At 68.5% G+C, this 18,720-nt stretch carries 13 protein-coding genes; 7 read left to right on the plus strand and 6 right to left on the minus strand.

Features of this window, described 5'->3' with window-relative positions; genetic code table 11:
* Positions 1-322: 322 nt before the first annotated feature.
* Positions 323-2,194 carry a gamma-glutamyltransferase family protein gene (locus HND92_RS06060; protein ID WP_172206493.1) on the minus strand — a complete coding sequence of 624 codons (1,872 nt, stop codon included), beginning with the start codon at positions 2,192-2,194 and terminating at the stop codon, positions 323-325.
* Between the two features lie 293 nt (positions 2,195-2,487).
* On the opposite strand from HND92_RS06060, the gene HND92_RS06065 reads away from it, so the two are divergent.
* Entirely contained in the window at positions 2,488-7,323 is a 4,836-nt protein-coding gene (locus HND92_RS06065; protein WP_172209179.1) for a response regulator, read from the plus strand.
* Between the two features lie 35 nt (positions 7,324-7,358).
* The gene (locus HND92_RS06070; RefSeq protein ID WP_172206495.1) at positions 7,359-8,492 is read left to right on the plus strand and encodes a two-component system response regulator; all 1,134 of its coding nucleotides are present in this window, start codon (positions 7,359-7,361) and stop codon (positions 8,490-8,492) included.
* An 83-nt stretch (positions 8,493-8,575) separates the two neighbouring features.
* Here the strand turns inward: HND92_RS06070 and HND92_RS06075 are convergent, their stop codons facing one another.
* Positions 8,576-9,544 (minus strand): inositol monophosphatase family protein, encoded by a 969-nt coding sequence (locus tag HND92_RS06075; RefSeq protein WP_015912691.1) that lies wholly within the window; start codon positions 9,542-9,544, stop codon positions 8,576-8,578.
* Positions 9,545-9,714: 170 nt separating this feature from the next.
* On the opposite strand from HND92_RS06075, the gene HND92_RS06080 reads away from it, so the two are divergent.
* The 3 genes from HND92_RS06080 to HND92_RS06090 are packed head-to-tail and all read left to right on the plus strand — an operon-like array spanning position 9,715 to position 12,053.
* Complete coding sequence (locus HND92_RS06080; RefSeq protein ID WP_011804482.1) at positions 9,715-10,509, plus strand: RNA methyltransferase; 795 nt, start codon at positions 9,715-9,717, stop codon at positions 10,507-10,509.
* 33 nt (positions 10,510-10,542) lie between these two features.
* Entirely contained in the window at positions 10,543-11,334 is a 792-nt protein-coding gene (gene cysE / locus HND92_RS06085; RefSeq protein ID WP_047349618.1) for a serine O-acetyltransferase, read from the plus strand.
* Positions 11,335-11,342: 8 nt separating this feature from the next.
* Entirely contained in the window at positions 11,343-12,053 is a 711-nt protein-coding gene (locus HND92_RS06090; RefSeq protein WP_172206497.1) for a nitroreductase, read from the plus strand.
* Positions 12,054-12,117: 64 nt separating this feature from the next.
* Here the strand turns inward: HND92_RS06090 and HND92_RS06095 are convergent, their stop codons facing one another.
* Genes HND92_RS06095 through yjgA form a run of 4 tightly spaced genes read right to left on the minus strand, consistent with a single transcriptional unit; the run spans position 12,118 to position 16,214 of the window.
* A complete protein-coding gene (locus HND92_RS06095; protein WP_011804485.1) occupies positions 12,118-13,218 on the minus strand; it encodes an NAD(P)-dependent alcohol dehydrogenase in 1,101 nt (366 codons plus the stop codon).
* A gap of 57 nt (positions 13,219-13,275) precedes the next feature.
* Positions 13,276-14,922, minus strand: a complete 1,647-nt coding sequence (locus tag HND92_RS06100; RefSeq protein ID WP_172206499.1) for a SulP family inorganic anion transporter — start codon at positions 14,920-14,922, stop codon at positions 13,276-13,278.
* A gap of 28 nt (positions 14,923-14,950) precedes the next feature.
* Complete coding sequence (gene mog, locus HND92_RS06105) at positions 14,951-15,559, minus strand: molybdopterin adenylyltransferase (RefSeq protein WP_011804487.1); 609 nt, start codon at positions 15,557-15,559, stop codon at positions 14,951-14,953.
* Positions 15,552-16,214 (minus strand): ribosome biogenesis factor YjgA, encoded by a 663-nt coding sequence (yjgA, locus tag HND92_RS06110; protein ID WP_172206501.1) that lies wholly within the window; start codon positions 16,212-16,214, stop codon positions 15,552-15,554. The genes mog and yjgA overlap by 8 nt, the downstream gene beginning before the upstream one ends.
* A 95-nt stretch (positions 16,215-16,309) precedes the next feature.
* Here yjgA and pmbA point away from each other — a divergent pair, with 95 nt between their 5' ends.
* Positions 16,310-17,719 carry a metalloprotease PmbA gene (gene pmbA / locus HND92_RS06115; RefSeq protein ID WP_172206503.1) on the plus strand — a complete coding sequence of 470 codons (1,410 nt, stop codon included), beginning with the start codon at positions 16,310-16,312 and terminating at the stop codon, positions 17,717-17,719.
* A gap of 25 nt (positions 17,720-17,744) precedes the next feature.
* Positions 17,745-18,665 carry an EamA family transporter gene (locus tag HND92_RS06120; RefSeq protein WP_172206505.1) on the plus strand — a complete coding sequence of 307 codons (921 nt, stop codon included), beginning with the start codon at positions 17,745-17,747 and terminating at the stop codon, positions 18,663-18,665.
* Positions 18,666-18,720: the final 55 nt, after the last annotated feature.

Consider the following 18,720-nt stretch of genomic DNA (forward strand, 5'->3'; position numbering starts at 1 on the left):
GTCTCCAAGAAGATGGCTGGGTGCGCGTGTCTGTCCGCACGCGGGGTGGGGCATGGGCCAGATCGATTTGCAGAACGCTGACGCTGCCGTCGGTAGGCAGGGCACGGTCGGCGGCGCCGCGCACACGTCCTTACAAAGGTGACATTCTACGAAGTCACGCAGCCTCGCCAGGTAAAGGGTTTAGCCTGCCCCCGCAGGGGCAGGGGCGTTGCGCTGCTATGAAAATGGGAGAAAACGGCGCACGCAATAGCGCAGGCGGTCCACGCGCTGCCGCACGAAGGGCGACGCATCGCCCGTGCGTCGCCAGGGGGGATCGGGGCTTTCAGTCGCCCATGACCACGCCTTCGCGCCGCGGGTCCGCTCCGCCCAGCCACATGGGTTTGCCATGCACTTCGCTGCGCGTAATGGCCTGCAGGCCGCTGGTCATGTTCATCTCGCGCACTTCCGCGCCGCGTGCGCGCAGGTTGTCGATCGTGGTGGAGGTGAAGCGCTTTTCCTCCAGCAGGGTGGGGCCGTTGAGGTTGCCGAAGTTGGGCAGATTGATCGCCTGCTGCGGCGTCAGGCCCCAGTTGAAGATCCCGTAGATCGTCTTGGCGGTGTAGTGGATGATGAGCGCGCCGCCCGGGCTGCCTCCGCTCATCAGCAGGCGCCCGGACGCCTTGTCAAACACCAGTGTGGGCGCCATGGACGAGCGGGGGCGCTTGCCCGGCTCGACGCGGTTGGCGATGGGGCGGCCCTGGGCGTCGCGCGGCGCAAAGCTGAAGTCGGTCAGTTCGTTGTTGAGCAGGAAGCCCCCGCTGCGCGCGCTGCTGGTGCTGACCATCTGGCGGGAGCCGAACTGGTCTTCGATGGTGGTGGTCATGGCGACGGCATTGCCCCGGGCATCGACGACGCTGATGTGGCTGGTGCCGTATTCCGGCTGGTCGGGCATGGGCGCCATGCTGGTCTGCGCCCCGCCGGGGGTTCCGGGCTGGGCCACCTTCATGCTCTGCGGCTGGATGAGGCGTGCGCGGCTGGCGAGGTAGGCCGGCTCCAGCAGGCTCATCCAGCTGCCGGCAGGGGGGCGCACGAAATCGGGGTCGGCCACGTATTGCGCGCGGTCGGCGAAGGCCAGGCGCGCGGCTTCGTTGTACAGATAGAGCCAGTCGGCCGTGGGCAGCGGGCCCAGCGGGTCGGCGGAACCTTGGGGGCCCTCCTGCAACGGCATGGTCGTGGCATCGGTGTTCTTCAGGATGCCCAGGATCTGCGCCACGGCAATGGCGCCGGAACTGGGCGGCGGAAAGCCGCAGACGCGATAGGCTTTAGCGCCGATCTGGTAGTCGGAGCACAGGGCCTCCCGTTTCTTGGGCTGGTAGCCTGCCAAGTCGGCCAGGCTGAGCCCGCCGGGATTGCCTGCGTGGCCCTGGACCTTGGCCACGATGGCCTGGGCCACTTCCCCTTCCAGCAGCGCCTTGGAGCCGTTCCTGGCTATGGCACGCAGCACGCTCGCCAGCTCAGGATTCTTGAGCGTGTGCCCCACGGGCCAGGGTTGGCCGGCGGCATCGAAGAAATAGGCACGCGCCACGGGGTCCTGCGCGAGGAACTTCTCATTGGCCAGCAAGGTGTGCAGGCGCGCACTGACCTTGAAGCCCTGTTCCGCCAACTGGATGGCGGGCTCGAACAGTGTGGCCCAGGCAAGCTTGCCGTGTTCCTTGTGGGCCTGCTCCAGCATGCGCACCGTACCCGGCACGCCGACCGAGCGCCCGCCCACCACAGCGTCATGGAAGGCCATGGGCTTGCCATTGGCGCCAATGAACAGGTTCTCCGTGGCGGCCGCGGGGGCGGTCTCGCGCCCGTCGTAGGCCTCGACCTTGCTGCCAGCCGCGTGCAGCAGGAACGCGCCGCCGCCGATGCCACTGGACTGCGGTTCCACGAGGGTAAGCACCATCTGTACCGCGATGGCCGCATCCAGCGCCGAGCCGCCTGCCTTCAGCACCTGGTAGCCGGCGTCGGTCGCCAGCGGATTGGCGGCTGCCACCGCGAAGCGCTCGGTAGCCCAGCCGGGCTTCTCCGTGTAGCCGGAAGAGCCCTCGGGCTGTTGCGGCACCTGGTAGTGGAATGCGGCGGGGGGGCTGGAGCAGGCCGCCAGCGTCACCACCGCGAGGGCAGCGACGACAGAGGCGGTCATACGTTGGGCGCGCAGGTACGGTCGCATCGGGGTCTCCTTGGTGGTGGCGTGATCCGGGCCATCGTACTGGGCAGAAAGGTCACACGCTCCCGCTGTTACATGCTGGTACGCTGCTGTTGGCAGGTGGTGGATAAGTGTCATGCAGGATGGCGAAAATGGTTACGTTTTGACATACTCCGCGCACCCACTGGATCACGGCGCGCCACGCGTCTGTGACGCATCTTGCACCGACCCCCGAAGCACGGGGCTGATGGAGGTTTCCTTGAAAAGCTCCCCCGACGTGTGGCTGGTCGCTCGGCCCCTTGGCAGGCATGACGGCCATGCCTGAGCGCAAGGAACGGCTGGCTGTTCTGCGCGATTCGCTGCGCGACCCCCAGGGCCGGTGGCTGCGGGGCGCCGTATGGGTGCTCGTGCTGGCGGCGCTGGGTGCCTGGCTGGCAGTGGAAGCGATCGCGCTGGTGCGCTCGGAACAGCGCCAACACGAACGCAATCAGCTGCTGGAAGGCATGGAGCAGACGCTGCTGGGCGAGAGCAGCAACGGCCCGCTGCTGGGGATGGTTACCTTGCTTGGCTTGAGCGAGCCGTCGCTCAAGGCTGCCGCGCAGGGCTTTCTGCCCTACGATGCGCCGCCGGTGCTGGCGCGCCTGGGCGTCATCCGCGGCCGCTTCATGGTGGATGGCGCCTACGTGATCGCGCGCGACGGCACGGTGGTAGCGCATGACACCGCCGGCAACCGCACGACCGGTGCGCAGCTGGGACATCGGCCCTATTTTCAGCAGGCCCTGCAGGGCAATGCGTCCGTATATGCCGCCCTGGGCGGCACGTCGCAGGAGCGCGGCCTCTATTACGCAGCGCCGCTGTATGAGAGCGATACCCCGTCCAGTCCCGTCATCGGTGTGGTTACCGTCAAGGTGGGGTTCTCCCATTTCGACCGCCTGCTCACGCGGGCGGGGCATCCCGTGCTGCTGATGTCGCCGCAGGGCGTGGTGTTCTCTTCCACCCGTCCGGAGTGGCTCTACGCCATGGCCGCGCCCCTGACGCAGGAACGCATCGACGCGGTGCGCAGCACGCGCCAGTTTGGCAGCCGTTTCGACAACGGGCTGGTGTCGGCCCTGCCGTTTTCCATCGACTCCCGCGAAGCGCTGATCGACGGCGTGCGCTATGCCGTGGGCCGCCGCGCCGTGGACTGGAAGGACCCTGCGGGCCCCTGGCAGCTGGTGTTGCTGGACGACATGAGTGCCATCATGCCCATGGGGTTGCGCTGGATGGTGGGAGGGGGCGCGTTCGCGCTCTTCGCGCTCGTGGGCGCCATGGCGCTGGACGCGCTGCGCAACCGGCGCCGCCTGGCGGAGAGCATGCAGCGCTTTTCCGTGCTGGGCGCGGCACTGGAGAACAGCCCCATTTCCATCGTCATCACCGATGCGGAAGGGGTGATCGCGTGGGTCAATCCCCAGTACGAACGCAACACCGGCTACATGCTGGGTGAAGTGCGCGGGCGCAAGCCGTCGATAGCCGCCAGCGAACACACGCCCGCCGGTACTTACCGGGACATGTGGAGCCGGTTGCTGGCCGGCCATTCCTGGCGCGGACGCTTCGTGAACCGGCGCCGGGACGGCACCCTGTACCACGAGGAAGCCACGCTGTCGCCGGTGTTCGACGCCAAGGGCCGGCGCATCGCGATCGTGGGGCTGCTGCAGGACGTGACCGCACGCATCGAGGGCGCGCAAGAGCTGGAGCGGCGTGAGCGCCGCCTGAGCGAACTGCTGGAACAACAGACAGCGCTTTTTGACAACGCGCCGCCCATCGTGCTCGTCTGCGACGGGCAGATACGGCAGTTCAACCGCGCCCTGGCGGAACTGCTGCGCTCCTCGGACGATGCCCTGGCGGGAACCCCGGTACAGGAGCTGTTCGCAGGCGAGGCCGGCTACGGCGCCTTCACCGCACGGACCGTTCCCATGCTTCTGGCCGGTGGCTCGGTGCGCGAGCAGGCCGTGCTGCGGCGTCCGGACGGCACGTCGTTCACGGCGCGCATGGCGGGCCGCGGGCTGAAGATGGAAGGCGTGCAGATCGCATCGCTGTGGGTGATCGAGGACGTGACCGAGGCGCAGCGCGCAGAGGCTGCCACGCGCGAAGCCAACGCGCGGCTGGAGCTGGCGCAGGAGGCGGGGCACATCGGCGTGTTCGACTACAACTTGCTGACGCAGCGCATGGTGTGGTCGCCCCAGCTGGAGCAGCTGTATGGCGCGGCGTCGCTGCCGGCGCAAAAGGACGGGCATGCCGCAGAGAGGCCGTTCCAGGCGTGGATGGATGTGATCCATCCCGAAGACCGTGCGCGCGTGCAAGGCCTGCTGGCGCAGGCACAGGCCGGCGAGGGCGGCGGCCGTCTGCGCGATTCCTGGCGCATCGTGCGCGCCGATGGCAGTACGCGCTGGATCCTGTGTACCGCGCGCGTGGTGCGCGACGAAGCAGGACAGGCCGCGCGCATCATCGGCGTGCAGGTGGATGTGCATGACCAGAAGATGTTGGAGGCGCGCGTGGCCGAGCAGCTCGCCTTCCAGCAGGCGCTGATCGATGCCATTCCGGTACCGCTCTTCTACAAAGACGCGAAGGGGCGCTACCTGGGTTTCAACCGGGCCTATGTCCAGGCCTTCGACATCCATACGGAAGACTTCATCGGCAAGACGGTGCTGGACCTGGAGTTCCTGCCCATGCTGGAGCGCGAACGCCTGCACGCGGATACCGAGGCCGCGCTGCGGGGCGCGCAGTCCGTGCACCGCGAGGTGGTCATGCCGTATGCCGATGGACTGGTGCATCACACGATGTTCTGGCTGCATGGGTTCAACCGCCCGGACGGCTCGGCGGGCGGAGTCATCGGCACCTTCGTGGACGTCTCCGACCGCCAGCGCGCCGAAGTGGAACTGCGCCGCGCCAAGGAACTGGCCGAGGAGACGGCGGCGCTCAAGTCGCGTTTCCTGGCCAACATGAGCCATGAGATCCGCACGCCGCTCAACGCGATCATCGGCATGTCGCACCTGGCCCTCAAGTCGGGGCTGGATGCGCGCCAAAGCGGCTACGTGGTGCGCATGCAGCAGGCGGGCCAGCATCTGCTGGGCGTGATCAACGACATCCTGGACTTCTCCAAGATCGAGGCCGGCAAGCTCGTGGTGGAGCGCAGCCCCTTCGCGCTGGATCGTATGCTGGAAGGCGTGGCCGACGTGGTGGGCTTCAAGGCGGCGGCCAAGGGGCTGGAGCTGGTGCTGGACGTGGCACCCGACGTGCCGCAGCACTTGGTGGGCGACGCGCTGCGCCTGGGGCAGATCCTCATCAACTTTGCCAATAACGCCGTTCAGTTCACCGAGCAAGGAGAGATCCATCTGCTGGTGCGGCTGGAGCGCGACGAGGGCGCGCGCGTGCTGCTGCGCTTCGAAGTGCGCGACACCGGCATCGGCATCGCGCCGCAGCAGATGCAGCGGCTGTTCCAGAGCTTCGAGCAGGCCGACACCTCCACCACCCGCCGCTACGGCGGCACGGGCCTGGGCCTGGCGATCAGCAAGAGCCTGGCCGAACTCATGGGCGGCGAAGTGGGCGTGCGCAGCGAACCAGGGCAGGGCTCGGCCTTCTGGATCATCGTGCCGCTGACGCGGGGCGAGCCGCTGCCCCGTGCGCTGTTGCGCAGCGATTGGCGTGGCAGCCGGGTGCTGGTGGTGGACGACAACCACACCGCCGCCCAGGTGCTGGTGGACATGCTGCAGACCATGGGCCTTCAGGCCACGCAGGTGCACTCGGGCGTGCAGGCGCTGCAGGCACTGCGCGACGCGGTGGCCGAGCAGCGTCCCTACGGCCTGCTGCTGCTGGATTGGCACATGCCGGGCATGGACGGGATCGAGTTGGCGCGCCGCATTCGCGGGCTGGGCCTTGCGCATATCCCGCAGATGCTGATGGTCACGGCGCACGGGCGCGACGAGGTGATGGACGCCGCGCGCAGCGAGGGGATCGACAACGTGCTCGTCAAGCCGGTGAGCGCGTCGGTGCTGTTCGACACGCTCATGCAGCCGCTGGCCCAGGCGTGGGACGTGCATCCGCTGCCGCGGTCTCCGTCTGGCGCCGCACCCGCCGTGCTGCGCGGTGCGGTGGTGCTGCTGGTGGAAGACAACGAGCTCAACCAGATCGTGGCGCAGGAGCTGCTGCGCGATGCGGGCATGCAGGTGGATGTGGCGTCCAACGGCCAGGAGGCCATCGCGTGCATCGACCGGCGCCGGTACGACGTGGTGCTCATGGACATGCAGATGCCCGTGATGGATGGCGAAACGGCCACGCGGCAACTGCGTGCCGACCCACGCCACGCCGGCCTGCCGATCATCGCCATGACTGCCAATGCCATGCAGGCCGACCGGGAGCGCTGCTTTGCCGCGGGCATGAACGACCACGTGCCCAAGCCCATCGACCCCGACGTGCTGTGGGCCACGCTGGTGCGCTGGCTGTCGCCGCGCCCCGAGGCGGCGTCGCACTCGCCCGCACCCCCGGCGAACGCGCCGCTAGCATCGGCATTCGCGCCTGCCCTGCCACAGGGCGTGCCGGGCTTGGATACCGCGCTGGGCCTGAAGCGGGCTTCGGGTAAGCCGGGGCTGTACGCCGAACTGTTGCAGCGCTTCGCGCTGAGTCAGAGTGACGTCGTCCAGAACCTGCAGGCGGCCATACAGGCGGAGGACTGGGCACTGGCCGAGCGCACCGCACACACGCTGCGCTCGGTGGCCGCCAACCTCGGTGCGCAGCCGGTGTCGCGGCATGCGCAGGCACTGGAGCAGGCGCTGCGCTCTCAGGCGCCGGCAGAAACGCTCCAGCCCCTGCTGGCGGCCCTGGCAGAGCATATGGCGCCTTTGCTGCAGGCGTTGGGTGCCTGGACCCGGCAGGCCCCGGGCGCGGGCGCTCGCGAGGCCACCGTGCCGCCGCAGACGCCCGCCCAGCTGCTGCGCGGGCTGCGCACGCTGCTGCGCGCGGACGACCCGGCCGCAGGCGACTACCTCCAGCGCAACGCGGCTGGGCTGGCCGACTTGCTGGGTGCGGACTTCGATGCGCTGGAGCGCAGCGTGCGCAGCTTTGCCTATGACGACGCGCTGCGGCGGCTGGAGGCATGCCCGGCGGCCCCGGCGGAATGACGCCCCATCCCACCAACTCTTTGGCAGGACTTCCCATGGATCAGCAACGCTACGTGAACGCCGCTCCGGACCGCCTGGTCGACAAGCCCATCGCCACCGTGCTGGTAGTGGACGACACGCCCGACAACCTGACGCTCATGGCCGGACTGCTGCAGGGGCATTACCGCGTCAAGGTGGCGGCCAGCGGTGAGAAGGCCCTGGTAATCGCGCAGTCCGACGCTCCGCCCGACCTGCTGCTGCTGGACATCATGATGCCCGGCATCGACGGCTACGAGGTCTGCCGGCGCCTCAAGGCCAACGAGGCCACGCGTCACATTCCGGTGATCTTTCTCACCGCACGCTCCGATCCCGACGACGAGCGCGAAGGGCTGGCGCTGGGGGCGGTGGACTACATCACCAAGCCCATCAGCCCCTCCATCCTGCTGGCGCGCGTGGCCACGCACTTGGCGCTCAAGGCCACGGCCGACTTCCTGCGCGACAAGAGCGCCTACCTGGAGCGCGAGGTGGCGATGCGCACGCTGGAGGTGCAGGCGATCCAGGACGTGACCATCATGGCGATGACTTCTCTGGCCGAGACGCGCGACAACGAAACCGGCAACCACATCCGCCGCACGCAGCTGTACGTCAAGGCCCTGGCTGAGCTTCTGCGCCACCACCCGCGCTTCGAGGCGGCCTTGAACGACCGCATGATCGACCTGCTGTACAAGTCGGCGCCGCTGCACGACATCGGCAAGATCGGCATCCCCGACAGCATCCTGCTCAAGCCGGGCAAGCTCACGGTGGAGGAGTTCGAGATCATGAAGACCCACACCACGCTGGGGCGCAAGGCCATCGAGGATGCCGAGCAGCGCCTGGGCATGCGCGTGGCCTTCCTCAGCGTGTCCAAGGAGATCGCGTACAGCCACCAGGAGAAGTGGGACGGATCGGGCTACCCCGAAGGCCTCAAGGGCGACGCCATTCCCGTGTCTGCGCGCCTGATGGCCGTGGCCGACGTGTATGACGCACTCATCAGCAAGCGCGTGTACAAGCCGGCGTTCTCCCACGAACAGGCTTGCACCATCATCCTCAAGGGGCGGGGCACGCACTTCGACCCGGACATGGTGGATGCGTTCGTGGAACTGGCCGACGACTTCCGCGGCATCGCACAGCGCTACCCCGATCCCCATTGAAGTGCTGCCGCAGCTCTCATAAAAAATAGCTGCTAAGGCGCTTGCAGCAAGCGCGGGCAGCTATTGTTTTATGAGTGTGAGGATTACGGCGCGGCCGTGGGGCGGGTCTGGGTGTCCTCGGCGGCGCTGTCCGGTGCGGTGGGCGTGGCGTCGTCTGGCGACTGCGCGGCCGCCTCGTCGTCGGCCACGCCAGCGACTTCCGTGACCTCGGCGGCCTGGCGCACCGCGGCCTTGTCGCCCGCGCTGGCGAACTTGCTGTATTTGCCCAGCAGAGTCACCAGCTGGCCATAGATGCGTGGCGCGCCGGCCAGGCATTCGCGCTGCTCCATGTAGTCGGCCTCGCCCGTGAAGTTGCCCACCAAACCTCCGGCCTCGGTCACCAGCAGGCCGCCCGCGGCCACGTCCCAGATCGACAGGCCACTCTCGAAGAAGCCGTCCGTGTAGCCGGCGGCCACATAGGCCAGGTCCAGCGCGGCAGCGCCGGGGCGGCGCAGGCCCGCGGTGCGGGGCATCACCTCGGCCATCATGTTCAGGTATTGCTTGAAGTTGTCGCCGGGGCGGAAGGGGAAGCCCGTGGAGATCAGGCATTCGCCCAGGCGCGTGCGCTTGCTCACGCGGATGCGGCGCTCGTTCAGGAAGGCGCCGCGCCCGCGCGTGGCGGTGAAAAGGTCGTTGCGCGAGGGGTCGTACACCACGGCCTGCTCGACCTTGCCGCGCACGGCCAGGGCGATGCTCACGCAGTACACGGGAAAGCCGTGGATGAAATTGGTGGTGCCGTCCAGCGGGTCGATGATCCAGACGTATTCGGAATGCTTGGAGCCGTGCTCCGAACCCGATTCTTCGGCCAGGATGCCGTGGCCGGGGTAGGCGGTGAGCAGCGTCTCGATGATGGCCTGCTCGGCGGCATGGTCCACCTCGGTCACGAAGTCGTTGATCTGCTTTTGCGAAATACGCACGGCCTCCACGTCAAGGGCCGCGCGGTTGATGATGGCGCCGGCGGCGCGAGCGGCCTTGATGGCCACGTTGAGCATGGGGTGCAGATTGGACGACATTGGATTGTGACGAAGGAGCGGGGCGGCTGGTGGCCGCGGGGCGCGCAGCCGGCGATGCGGGCGCAAAACGGGCATTTTACCCATCACCCTCCGGGCTTGCACGCGCGGGCCTTCGGGCGCTTTGCAGCAGCGGCGACAATGGCAGGCTTGCTCCCGAGTCACTTCGCGCCATGAGAACCCGCTTCATCCTGATCCAGACCAGCCACGCCGGCAACGTGGGCGCCACGGCCCGCGCCATGAAGACCATGGGTTTCGATGACCTGGTGCTGGTCGCACCGCGCTGGCCCAACGTGCTGCGCAAGGAGGAGACCATCCAGCGGGCCAGCGGCGCGCTGGACGTGCTGGCCCATGCCCGCATCGTCGCCACGCTGGACGAGGCGCTGGAGGGCGTGAGCCACCTGTGTGCCACGGCGATGACGCCGCGCGACTTCGGCCCGCCCACGCGCACGCCGCGCCAGCATTTCGAGATGCTATTGAATAATGAGCTGTCAGCGCTTGATGGCAAAGCGCCAGGGGCTGATTTGGCTAGAAACCCGTCGCCGGAAACTGGCGTGGCCTTCCTGTTCGGCTCCGAGCGTTTTGGCATGGCCAACGAGGATGTGTACCGCTGCCATGTGGCGCTGAGCATTCCCACCAATCCGCAGTTCGGCTCGCTCAACCTGGGCGCGGCGGTACAGGTCATCGCCTATGAATGGCGGCAGGCCCTCGCCACCCGTGGGGAGGGCTTTGCGGTGCAGGAATCCGCCCCTCAGGGCGAGCGCGCGGACGCCGCGCAGGTGGCCGGCATGCTGGCGCACTGGGAGCAGGCGCTCACGGGCATCGGCTTTCTGGACCCGGCCGCGCCCAAGAAGCTCATGCCGCGCTTGAACCAGCTTTTCAACCGCGCGCAACTCACGCAGGAGGAAATCCACATCCTGCGCGGTGTCGCCAAATCCATGCTGCAGGCCGCGCAGGCAAACCGCTAGACTGCCAAGCTTCTCGTTACACCATTGCCCTTCATGCTTGCCCGCCTGCGATCCGACGTCCAGTGCATCCTCGAACGCGACCCGGCTGCGCGCAGCACCTGGGAGGTCATTACCTGCTATCCCGGCCTGCACGCCATCTGGCTGCACCGGCCGGCGCACTGGTGCTGGACGAACGGTTTCAAGTGGCTGGGGCGCTTCATCTCGCACTTTGCGCGCTGGTTCACGGGCATCGAGATCCACCCGGGCGCCAAGATCGGCGAGCGGGTTTTCTTCGACCACGCCATGGGGGTGGTGGTGGGCGAGACCGCCGAGATCGGCGACGGCTGCACCATCTACCAGGGCGTGACGCTGGGCGGAACCTCGCTCTACAAGGGCACCAAGCGCCATCCCACGCTGGGCAAGAACGTGGTGGTGAGCGCGGGCGCCAAGGTGCTGGGCGGCTTCGAGGTGGGCGATGGGGCCAAGATCGGCAGCAACGCCGTGGTCATCAAGCCGGTGCCGGCGGGTGCCACGGCCGTGGGCATCCCCGCGCGCATCATTCCGTCCAAGGAAGGCCAGAGCGCCGATGTGACCGAGCCGCACAAGCCCGAGGAGGCCAAGTTCAGCGCCTACGGCGTGACCTCCCTGCAGGACGACCCGCTGACCCAGGCCATGCGCGGCCTGATCGATTCCGCCGCCACGCAGGAGCACCAGATCGCACTGCTGTGGCAGGCCATTGAAAAGCTCTCCAGGTCCACCCCGCAAAGCGGCGGCTGCGTACCCGACGAGGCCGTGCGCTGCGAGCAATTCCAGGCGGCCAAGCTCAACGACATCATTGGCAAGTAAACAACCCCATGGAAGTTACCCAGGCCCTGCGTGCGCGCCGCTCGGTGCGCGCCTTCCTGCCCGACGCGCCCCCCGCAGCGACTGTGCAGACGATTCTTCAAGAAGCCGCACAGGCGGCCTCCGGCGGCAATCTGCAGCCCTGGCGCGTGGTGGCCCTCACGGGCGCGCTGCTGCAGGAGTTGCTGGCGGTCGTCGCCCAGGCGCAACCCGAGGAAGGACCGGACAACCAGTCCTACCCGCCGGGCCTGTGGGAGCCCTACCGCACACGCCGCTTCGCCAACGGCGAAGACCTGTACCGCAGCATCGGCATTCCGCGCGAGGACAAGGCCGGGCGCCTGCAGCAGCTGGCCAAGAATGCCGAGCTGTTTGGCGCGCCCGTGGGCATCTTCGTGTGCGTGGACGAGCGCATGGGTCAGCCGCAATGGGCTGATCTGGGGATCTACCTGCAGTCGCTGATGCTGCTGGCGGTGCAGCATGGGCTGGCCACCTGCGCCCAGGGCTTCTGGCGCCGCTATGCCGGCACGCTGCAGCAGCAGCTGGGACTGCCCGAGCCGTACCGCGTGGCCTTTGGCGTGGCGCTGGGCTATGAGGATGCGGCGGCGCCCATCAATACCCTGCGCTCCTCGCGGGCTCCCTGGGGCGAGTGGGGCAGATGCGCGGGTTCTGAGCCCGAGGAAGGGCCGCCGGGGCCTTTTGTTGGGTGGGTGCTCCTAATTTAGTAGCTGCCAGCGCTTGATGTATAAGCGCTAGCGGCCTATTTCCCCTGATGGGCGTTGGCTCGCCTCAGTGAGGCTTGATGGCGATCTTGAGCACCCCGTCGCGCTGGTGCGCAAACAGGTCGTAGGCCTCCACGATGTCGTCCAGCTTGCGCTGGTGCGTCACCAGCAGCCCCAGGTCCAGGCGGTTGGCGGCGATCACGTTCATCAGGCGGCGCATGCGCTCCTTGCCGCCGGGGCACAGCGCGGTGCGGATGGTGTGGTCGCCCAGGCCCGCAGCGAACTGCGCGAGCGGGATCGACAGATCTTCCGAGTACACCCCCAGGCTGGACAGCGTGCCGCCGGGCTTGAGCACCTTCATGGCCTGGGCGAACGTGGCCTGCGTGCCCAGTGCCTCGATGGAGCCGTCAGCACCCTTGCCGCCGGTGAGCTTCATCACCTCCTCCACCACATCCACGTTGCGGAAGTTCAGCGTCACGTCGGCGCCCATCTTCTTCGCAACCGCCAGGCGGTCGTCGTTGCCGTCCACGGCGATGATGGTGGTGGCACCCAGCAGGCGCGCGCCGGCGGTGGCGCACAGGCCGATGGGACCTTGTGCGAACACCACCACGGTGTCGCCGATCTTGATGTTGGCGTTCTCCGCGCCCTTGAAGCCGGTGGACATGATGTCCGGGCACATCAGCACCTGCTCGTCGGTCAGCCCGTCGGGAATGGGCGCCAGGTTGGCCTGGGCATCGGGCACCAGCACGTACTCGGCCTGGGTGCCGTCGATCAGGTTGCCAAAGCGCCAGCCGGCCGTGGCCTTGTAGCCGTGGCAGCCGCACAGGCCACGCGGCACCAGGTAGCTGCCGTCCTGGCTGGGATAGCCGTCCTGCGCCGCGTAGCTGTTGAAGTTGGGGCAGATGGCGCCGGCGATCACGCGCTGGCCTTCCTGGTAGCCCTGCACGGCGCTGCCCAGTTTCTCGATCACACCCACGGGCTCATGGCCCACGGTCAGGCCCTTGGCCACCGGGTATTCACCCTTGAGGATGTGCACGTCGGTGCCGCAGATGGTGGTGGTGGTGATGCGCACCAGCGCGTCGTTGGGTCCCACGTCGGGAATGGGCTTGTCGGCCAGTTCGATGCGGCCTTTTTCGACGAAGACAGCGGCTTTCATCATGGCGGTCATGCGGGGCTCCTTTGCGGGGTGAAGCCGCTACATTACGCCGGGGATGCGGCGGCGGGGCTACGGTTGAGTGGACTGCTCGGGTATGGCCATGCCCTGTGCCGCGCCCACGGCGTCGTCCACGCTCCAGAACAGCGGAATATGCGTGAGCCCGGCGCGCTGAAGCGCGGCACGCGGGTGGTCCTTGATGCGCGCGAGCAGCAGGGCCAGTCCCCGGCGCGCCAGATGGGCCTGCAACTCCTGCAGGGCCTCCAGCGTGGTCACGTCCATATCGTCGCTGGACTCCACGCTCAGCACCACGGCGCGCACGCCCTGGGCTCCTGCGTGCGTGGCCACGATATGCGCCATGGCCTCGGCATTGGCAAAGAACAGCGGTTCGTCCGGCCGCAGCACCAGCACGCCCGGCGTGCGCTGCGCCTGCGGGTGCAGCTTGAGCGCGACGAAATCATGCGTGCCCGGCAGGCGGCCCAGCTCACTGGCGGCCGGCTGCGCAAAGCGGCGCAGCGCCAGCAGCAGCGAAAGCCCCACCGCGAGCAGCATGCCGAACAGCACGCCCAGCACCAACACGCCGGCCGCGGCGGCCAATGCCATCCAGGCGTCGCCATTCCAGCGCAGCGTGGCCCACAAGGGGCGCGGGCCCAGCTTGTGCGACAGGATGCCGATCACCACCGCAGACAGCACCGGCAGCGGCACAAGCGCCAGTGCGCCTTGCGCCAATCCCAGCGCCAACGCAATCGCCGCTGCGGCGACGAGGCCCGTCCATCGGCTGTGCCCCCCAGCCTCGTAGTTGGCCGACGAAGCCGAGAAGCCTGCGCCCACGGGCAGGCCCTGCAGCAGGCTGCTGCCGATGTTGGCGGCGCCCAGGGCCAGCATCTCGCGCCGCGCGTGCACGCGGTCGCCCGCTTGCAGGGCCAGGGAGCGGGCCGATCCCCACGACTCGGCGAACAGGATCATCATCAGCGCCGGCGCCACCTGGGCGGCGCGCACCCAGTGGTCCCAGTCCAGCCGCGGCCAGCCCCACTGCAGCCCCTGCAGCGTGACCGGCCCCACCAGCACCACGCCGTGCGCCGCCAAAGGCAGCGCCGCGGACAGCGCGATGCCCAGCGCCAGCACCAGCACCGAGGGCTGCACCCAGGCATGCCGCGCCTGGGCGCGCTGTAGCGCCAGCCACAGAGCCAGCGCGCCGCAGCCCAGCGCTGCCGTCAGACCCTGTGCGTTGCCGAGCCCGCCCAGCCAGTCCCACAGCAGGCCGGGCGTGTGCGTGCCCTGGGCCGGAACGCCCGTGAGGCCGGGCAGTTGCTTGACGACGATGGTGACCGCGAGCGCCCACGCAAAGCCGCGCAGCACGGGGCGCGAGACGAACGCCGCCAGGAAGTCGGCGCGCGCGAGCGCCGCCACGATGAACAGTCCGCCGGTGACACCGACCAGCGCAAACGCGCCGCCCGTGCCTTCCGCCGCCACGACGGACGCGAAGATCGCCGCGGCCGACGACGTGACCGAGAGCGTGGCGAAGCGGCTGGTGCCGATGAACGGATAGACGAGCAGCCCGACGAGCGCGGCCACCAGCGCATGGGCCGGCGGTACGCCGGCGATGGCGGCGTACGCCACCGCCTCGGGAACCAGCAGGCCGGCGATGGCCAGGCCGGCCAGGAACGTGTGGCCTGCGCGGGGGCGCGAAGACGCGGCAGGACGATCGGTGGGCAGCATGGCACGGCCCCGTGGCGGGGCGGCGCGCTCAGCGCTGGGGGCGCACGGCGGTCTTGGGGCGGAAGGCCTTGCAGACCTCGGGGCGTGTCTCCAGGTAGGGCCCGCCGATCAGGTCGATGCAGTAGGGCACGGCGGCGAAGATGCCCGGCACGCGCTGTGCGCCGCTGTCGTCCTTGAGGCCCTCCAGCGTCTCGGCAATCGCCTTGGGCTGGCCCGGCAGGTTGATGATGAGGCTCTGGCCGCGAATCACCGCCACCTGGCGCGACAGGATGGCCGTGGGCACGAACGTCAGCGAGATCTGGCGCATCTGCTCGCCAAAGCCCGGCATCTCCTTGTCGGCCACGGCCAACGTGGCCTCGGGCGTCACGTCGCGCAGCGCGGGGCCAGTGCCGCCGGTGGTCAGCACCAGGCTGCAGCCGGCATCCACCAGTTCGACCAGCGTGGCGCTGATGCGCTCTTTCTCGTCGGGAATCAGGCGCGGCTCGAAAGCAATCGGGTTGTGCAGCGCGCGCTTGAGCCAGTCGTGCAGGGCGGGCAGGCCCTTGTCTTCGTACGTGCCGCTGCTGGCGCGGTCGCTGATGGAGACGATGCCGATCTTGACCGGCTCGTAGGACGGGGCTTTGTGGGTGTCAGGCATCGTCTTCGCGCTCCTCATGCACGGCCAGGGCGGCCGCTTCGGTCATCTGGTGGCGCACCAGCTGGAACAGTTCGCGGTAGGCGCGCCCCTTGCGCGGAGCCTCGCCCTGCGACTGGGCCAACCGGGCCTCATGGTCGGACGGCGCATCCTTGCGCGCCTGGCGAATCAGCGCGCGGATCTGCTGCGTGTCCGTGCGCGGAAACTGCTCCAGCCATGCCGCCAGCGCATTGTCGTCCGCAATGAGGCGGTCGCGCCAGTGCTCGGCCTGGTGCAGTGCCAGCTTCTCGGCGGCGGAGCCGTTGCGCTGTTCGTCCAGCGCGGCGTGGATGGCCGCTACGGTGTCTTCTTCCAGCTTGCGCATGAGCTTGCCCACGAACTGCATCTGCCGGCGCTTGCCCTCGAAGTTGGTGATGCGGCGGGCCTCGGCCAATGCATCCTGGAGCTTTTCAGGCAGGTCCAGGCGCGCGAACAGGTCGCTGCGCAGCGTGAGCAGCTCGGAGCCCAGGTCCTGCAGCGCCTCCATCTCGCGCTTGAGGTCGGTCTTGGTGGCACCGTCGGTGCCTTTGAGTTCGGCCTTGAGCTGTAGGTCCATCTCGCTGCCTTCGGCAACGAAATGGCCCTTCACAAAATAGCCTTTTTTGGGTTTGCGTGACATGGGTGTGCTGGGGGCGGAAACAGGCCCTGCGCGGCGCAGCGGCAATGGCGCCTGCCGCGCGGCGGCGCGGGTCGGCAAGTATCATAGCCGCCGCTATGAATACATCCAGCAACCGCGCCGCCAGCGGCACTTCTTCCCAGCCCGACAGCGGCTTCAGCTATACCCGAGAGTTCTTTGAAGGCCTGGTGGACCATGCTCTGGCCCATGCCAAGAAGTTGGGTGCTACCGACGCGGGGGCGGACGCCTCGGAAGGCTGCGGCCTGTCGGTGAACGTACGCAAGGGCGAGCTGGAGACGGTGGAGCGCAACCGCGACAAGTCGCTGGGCGTGACGGTGTACGTGGGCCACCGCCGTGGCAATGCGAGCACGTCCGACTTCTCGCTGGCCGCCGTGGAGCGCACGGTGCAGGCGGCCTACGACATCGCCCGCTTCACCGCCGAGGACCCGGTGGCCGGCCTGCCCGACGCGGCCGACATCGCGCCACAGGAAACGCACCGCGACCTGCAGCTGTTCCACCCCTGGGCCATCACCAGCGAAGAGGCCGCGCTTCTCGCGCTGGAGTGCGAGGCCGCCGCCTTCAAGACCCACAAACGCATCACCAACAGCGAAGGCGCGGGCGTGTCGGCGCAGCAGAGCCATTTCTTCAGCGCCCACACACGCGGCTTTCGCGGCGGCTACGCCAGTTCGCGCCACAGCATCTCGGTGGCGCCCATCGCCTCGCTGCCGGGGCGCAATGCCGAGATGCAGCGCGACGCCTGGTACAGCTCCATGCGCGACGCGCGCGAATTGGCCGCGCCCGAGGCCGTGGGCCGCTACGCCGCCCAGCGCGCGTTGAGCCGCCTGGGCAGCCGCAAGATCCCCACCACCGAATGCCCGGTGCTGTTCGAGTCGCCCCTGGCCGCCGGCCTGCTGGGCGGCTTCGTGCAGGCCGTGAGCGGCGGCGCGCTGTACCGCAAGAGCAGCTTCCTCGTCGGTTCGCTGGGCAAGCAGGTGTTCGCCAAGCACATCGACGTGGCCGAGGACCCGTTCATCCTGGGCGGCAAGGGCAGCTCGCCGTTCGACGACGAGGGCGTGCGCGTGGCACCGCGCCAGGTGGTGGAGGCGGGCCGCGTGCAGGGCTATTTCCTCAGCACCTATTCGGCGCGCAAGCTCGGCATGCCGACCACCGGTAACGCCGGCGGCTCGCACAACCTGGTGCTGTCGTCGCGCCTTACGAAGCCCGGCGACGACCTGGACGCCATGCTGCAAAAGCTGGGCACGGGCCTGTTCGTGATCGAGCTCATGGGCCAGGGCGTGAACTACGTGACGGGCGACTACTCGCGCGGCGCCAGCGGCTTCTGGGTGGAGAACGGCCGCATCGCTTATCCGGTGCACGAGATCACCATCGCCGGCAACCTCAAGGACATGCTGCGCGGCATCGAGGCCGTGGGTGCCGACGCCTACACCTATGGTGCCAAGACGGTGGGCTCCATCCTCATCAACCGCATGAAGGTGGCGGGCAGTTGAGCCGCGCCGCGCCGGCAGTCCGCGCATGAGCACGTCGCTGTCGCGGGCCGACTGGGCCAAGGCGCTGGTGGTGGTTGTGGTCTGGGGGCTGAACTTCGTCGTCATGAAGTGGGGCCTGGCCACGCTGTCGCCGCTGGTGCTGTGCGCGCTGCGCTTCCTGACGGCGTCGCTGCCGTTCCTGCTGTTCGTGCGCCCGCCGCGGCATCTGTCCTGGGGCGTGATGGCGGCCTATGGCCTGGTGCAAGGCGTGGGACAGTTCGGCCTGCTGTTCACCGGCATGCAGCTGGGCATGCCGGCGGGAATGTCCTCGGTGGTGCTGCAGACGCAGGCCTTCATCACCATGCTCATGGCGGCAGCCTTGTTGGGCGAGACGCCGCACCGCTGGCAGTGGCTGGGCCTGTGCATCGCCATCGGCGGGCTGGTGTTCATCGGCGCGGCGCATGGCGATGGCGCCTCCGGCATGACCCTGGCGGGCTTCCTGCTCACCGTGGGGGCCGCGGCGATGTGGGCGGGCTCCAACCTGCTCACGCGCATGGCGGCGCGCCAGGGGCCGTACGAGCCCGTGTCCTTCATCGTCTGGAGCAGCGTGTTCCCCATCGTGCCGCTGTTGCTGTTGGCCTGCGTGGTGGACGGCACGGAGGCGGTGGCGCAACAGTTGCGCGGCCTGGGCGGGCGCGAGCTGGGCGTGGTGGCCTATCTGGCGCTGTTGTCCACCCTGCTGGGCTATGGCCTGTGGACGCGTCTGCTGCAGCGCTACGCCGCCAGCACCGTGGCGCCGCTGTCGTTGCTGGTGCCGGTGGTGGGGCTGCTGTCGGCCATGCTGCTGCTGGGCGAGCGTCCCACGGCCTGGCAATGGATGGGCACGCTGGGCGTGCTGGCGGGCATGGTGATCAACCAGTTCGGCGGGCTGTGGGCCAAGCGCCGCCGCGGGGCGGGATCTATATAAAAAATGGCTCTAGCGCTTACCAGTCAAGCGCTAGAAGCTCCTGAAAGAGTAGCAA

Source organism: Diaphorobacter sp. JS3050 (assembly GCF_013154915.1).
Lineage (GTDB): Bacteria > Pseudomonadota > Gammaproteobacteria > Burkholderiales > Burkholderiaceae_C > Diaphorobacter > Diaphorobacter nitroreducens.

Excerpts from the sequence above, each read along its gene's own strand:
- HND92_RS06060 (WP_172206493.1), bottom strand. The coding sequence starts at position 2,194 with ATGCGACCGTACCTGCGCGCCCAACGTATGACCGCCTCTGTCGTCGCT.
- HND92_RS06065 (WP_172209179.1), top strand. The coding sequence starts at position 2,488 with ATGCCTGAGCGCAAGGAACGGCTGGCTGTTCTGCGCGATTCGCTGCGC.
- HND92_RS06070 (WP_172206495.1), top strand. The coding sequence starts at position 7,359 with ATGGATCAGCAACGCTACGTGAACGCCGCTCCGGACCGCCTGGTCGAC.
- HND92_RS06075 (WP_015912691.1), bottom strand. The coding sequence starts at position 9,544 with ATGTCGTCCAATCTGCACCCCATGCTCAACGTGGCCATCAAGGCCGCT.
- HND92_RS06080 (WP_011804482.1), top strand. The coding sequence starts at position 9,715 with ATGAGAACCCGCTTCATCCTGATCCAGACCAGCCACGCCGGCAACGTG.
- cysE (WP_047349618.1), top strand. The coding sequence starts at position 10,543 with ATGCTTGCCCGCCTGCGATCCGACGTCCAGTGCATCCTCGAACGCGAC.
- HND92_RS06090 (WP_172206497.1), top strand. The coding sequence starts at position 11,343 with ATGGAAGTTACCCAGGCCCTGCGTGCGCGCCGCTCGGTGCGCGCCTTC.
- HND92_RS06095 (WP_011804485.1), bottom strand. The coding sequence starts at position 13,218 with ATGACCGCCATGATGAAAGCCGCTGTCTTCGTCGAAAAAGGCCGCATC.
- HND92_RS06100 (WP_172206499.1), bottom strand. The coding sequence starts at position 14,922 with ATGCTGCCCACCGATCGTCCTGCCGCGTCTTCGCGCCCCCGCGCAGGC.
- mog (WP_011804487.1), bottom strand. The coding sequence starts at position 15,559 with ATGCCTGACACCCACAAAGCCCCGTCCTACGAGCCGGTCAAGATCGGC.
- yjgA (WP_172206501.1), bottom strand. The coding sequence starts at position 16,214 with ATGTCACGCAAACCCAAAAAAGGCTATTTTGTGAAGGGCCATTTCGTT.
- pmbA (WP_172206503.1), top strand. The coding sequence starts at position 16,310 with ATGAATACATCCAGCAACCGCGCCGCCAGCGGCACTTCTTCCCAGCCC.
- HND92_RS06120 (WP_172206505.1), top strand. The coding sequence starts at position 17,745 with ATGAGCACGTCGCTGTCGCGGGCCGACTGGGCCAAGGCGCTGGTGGTG.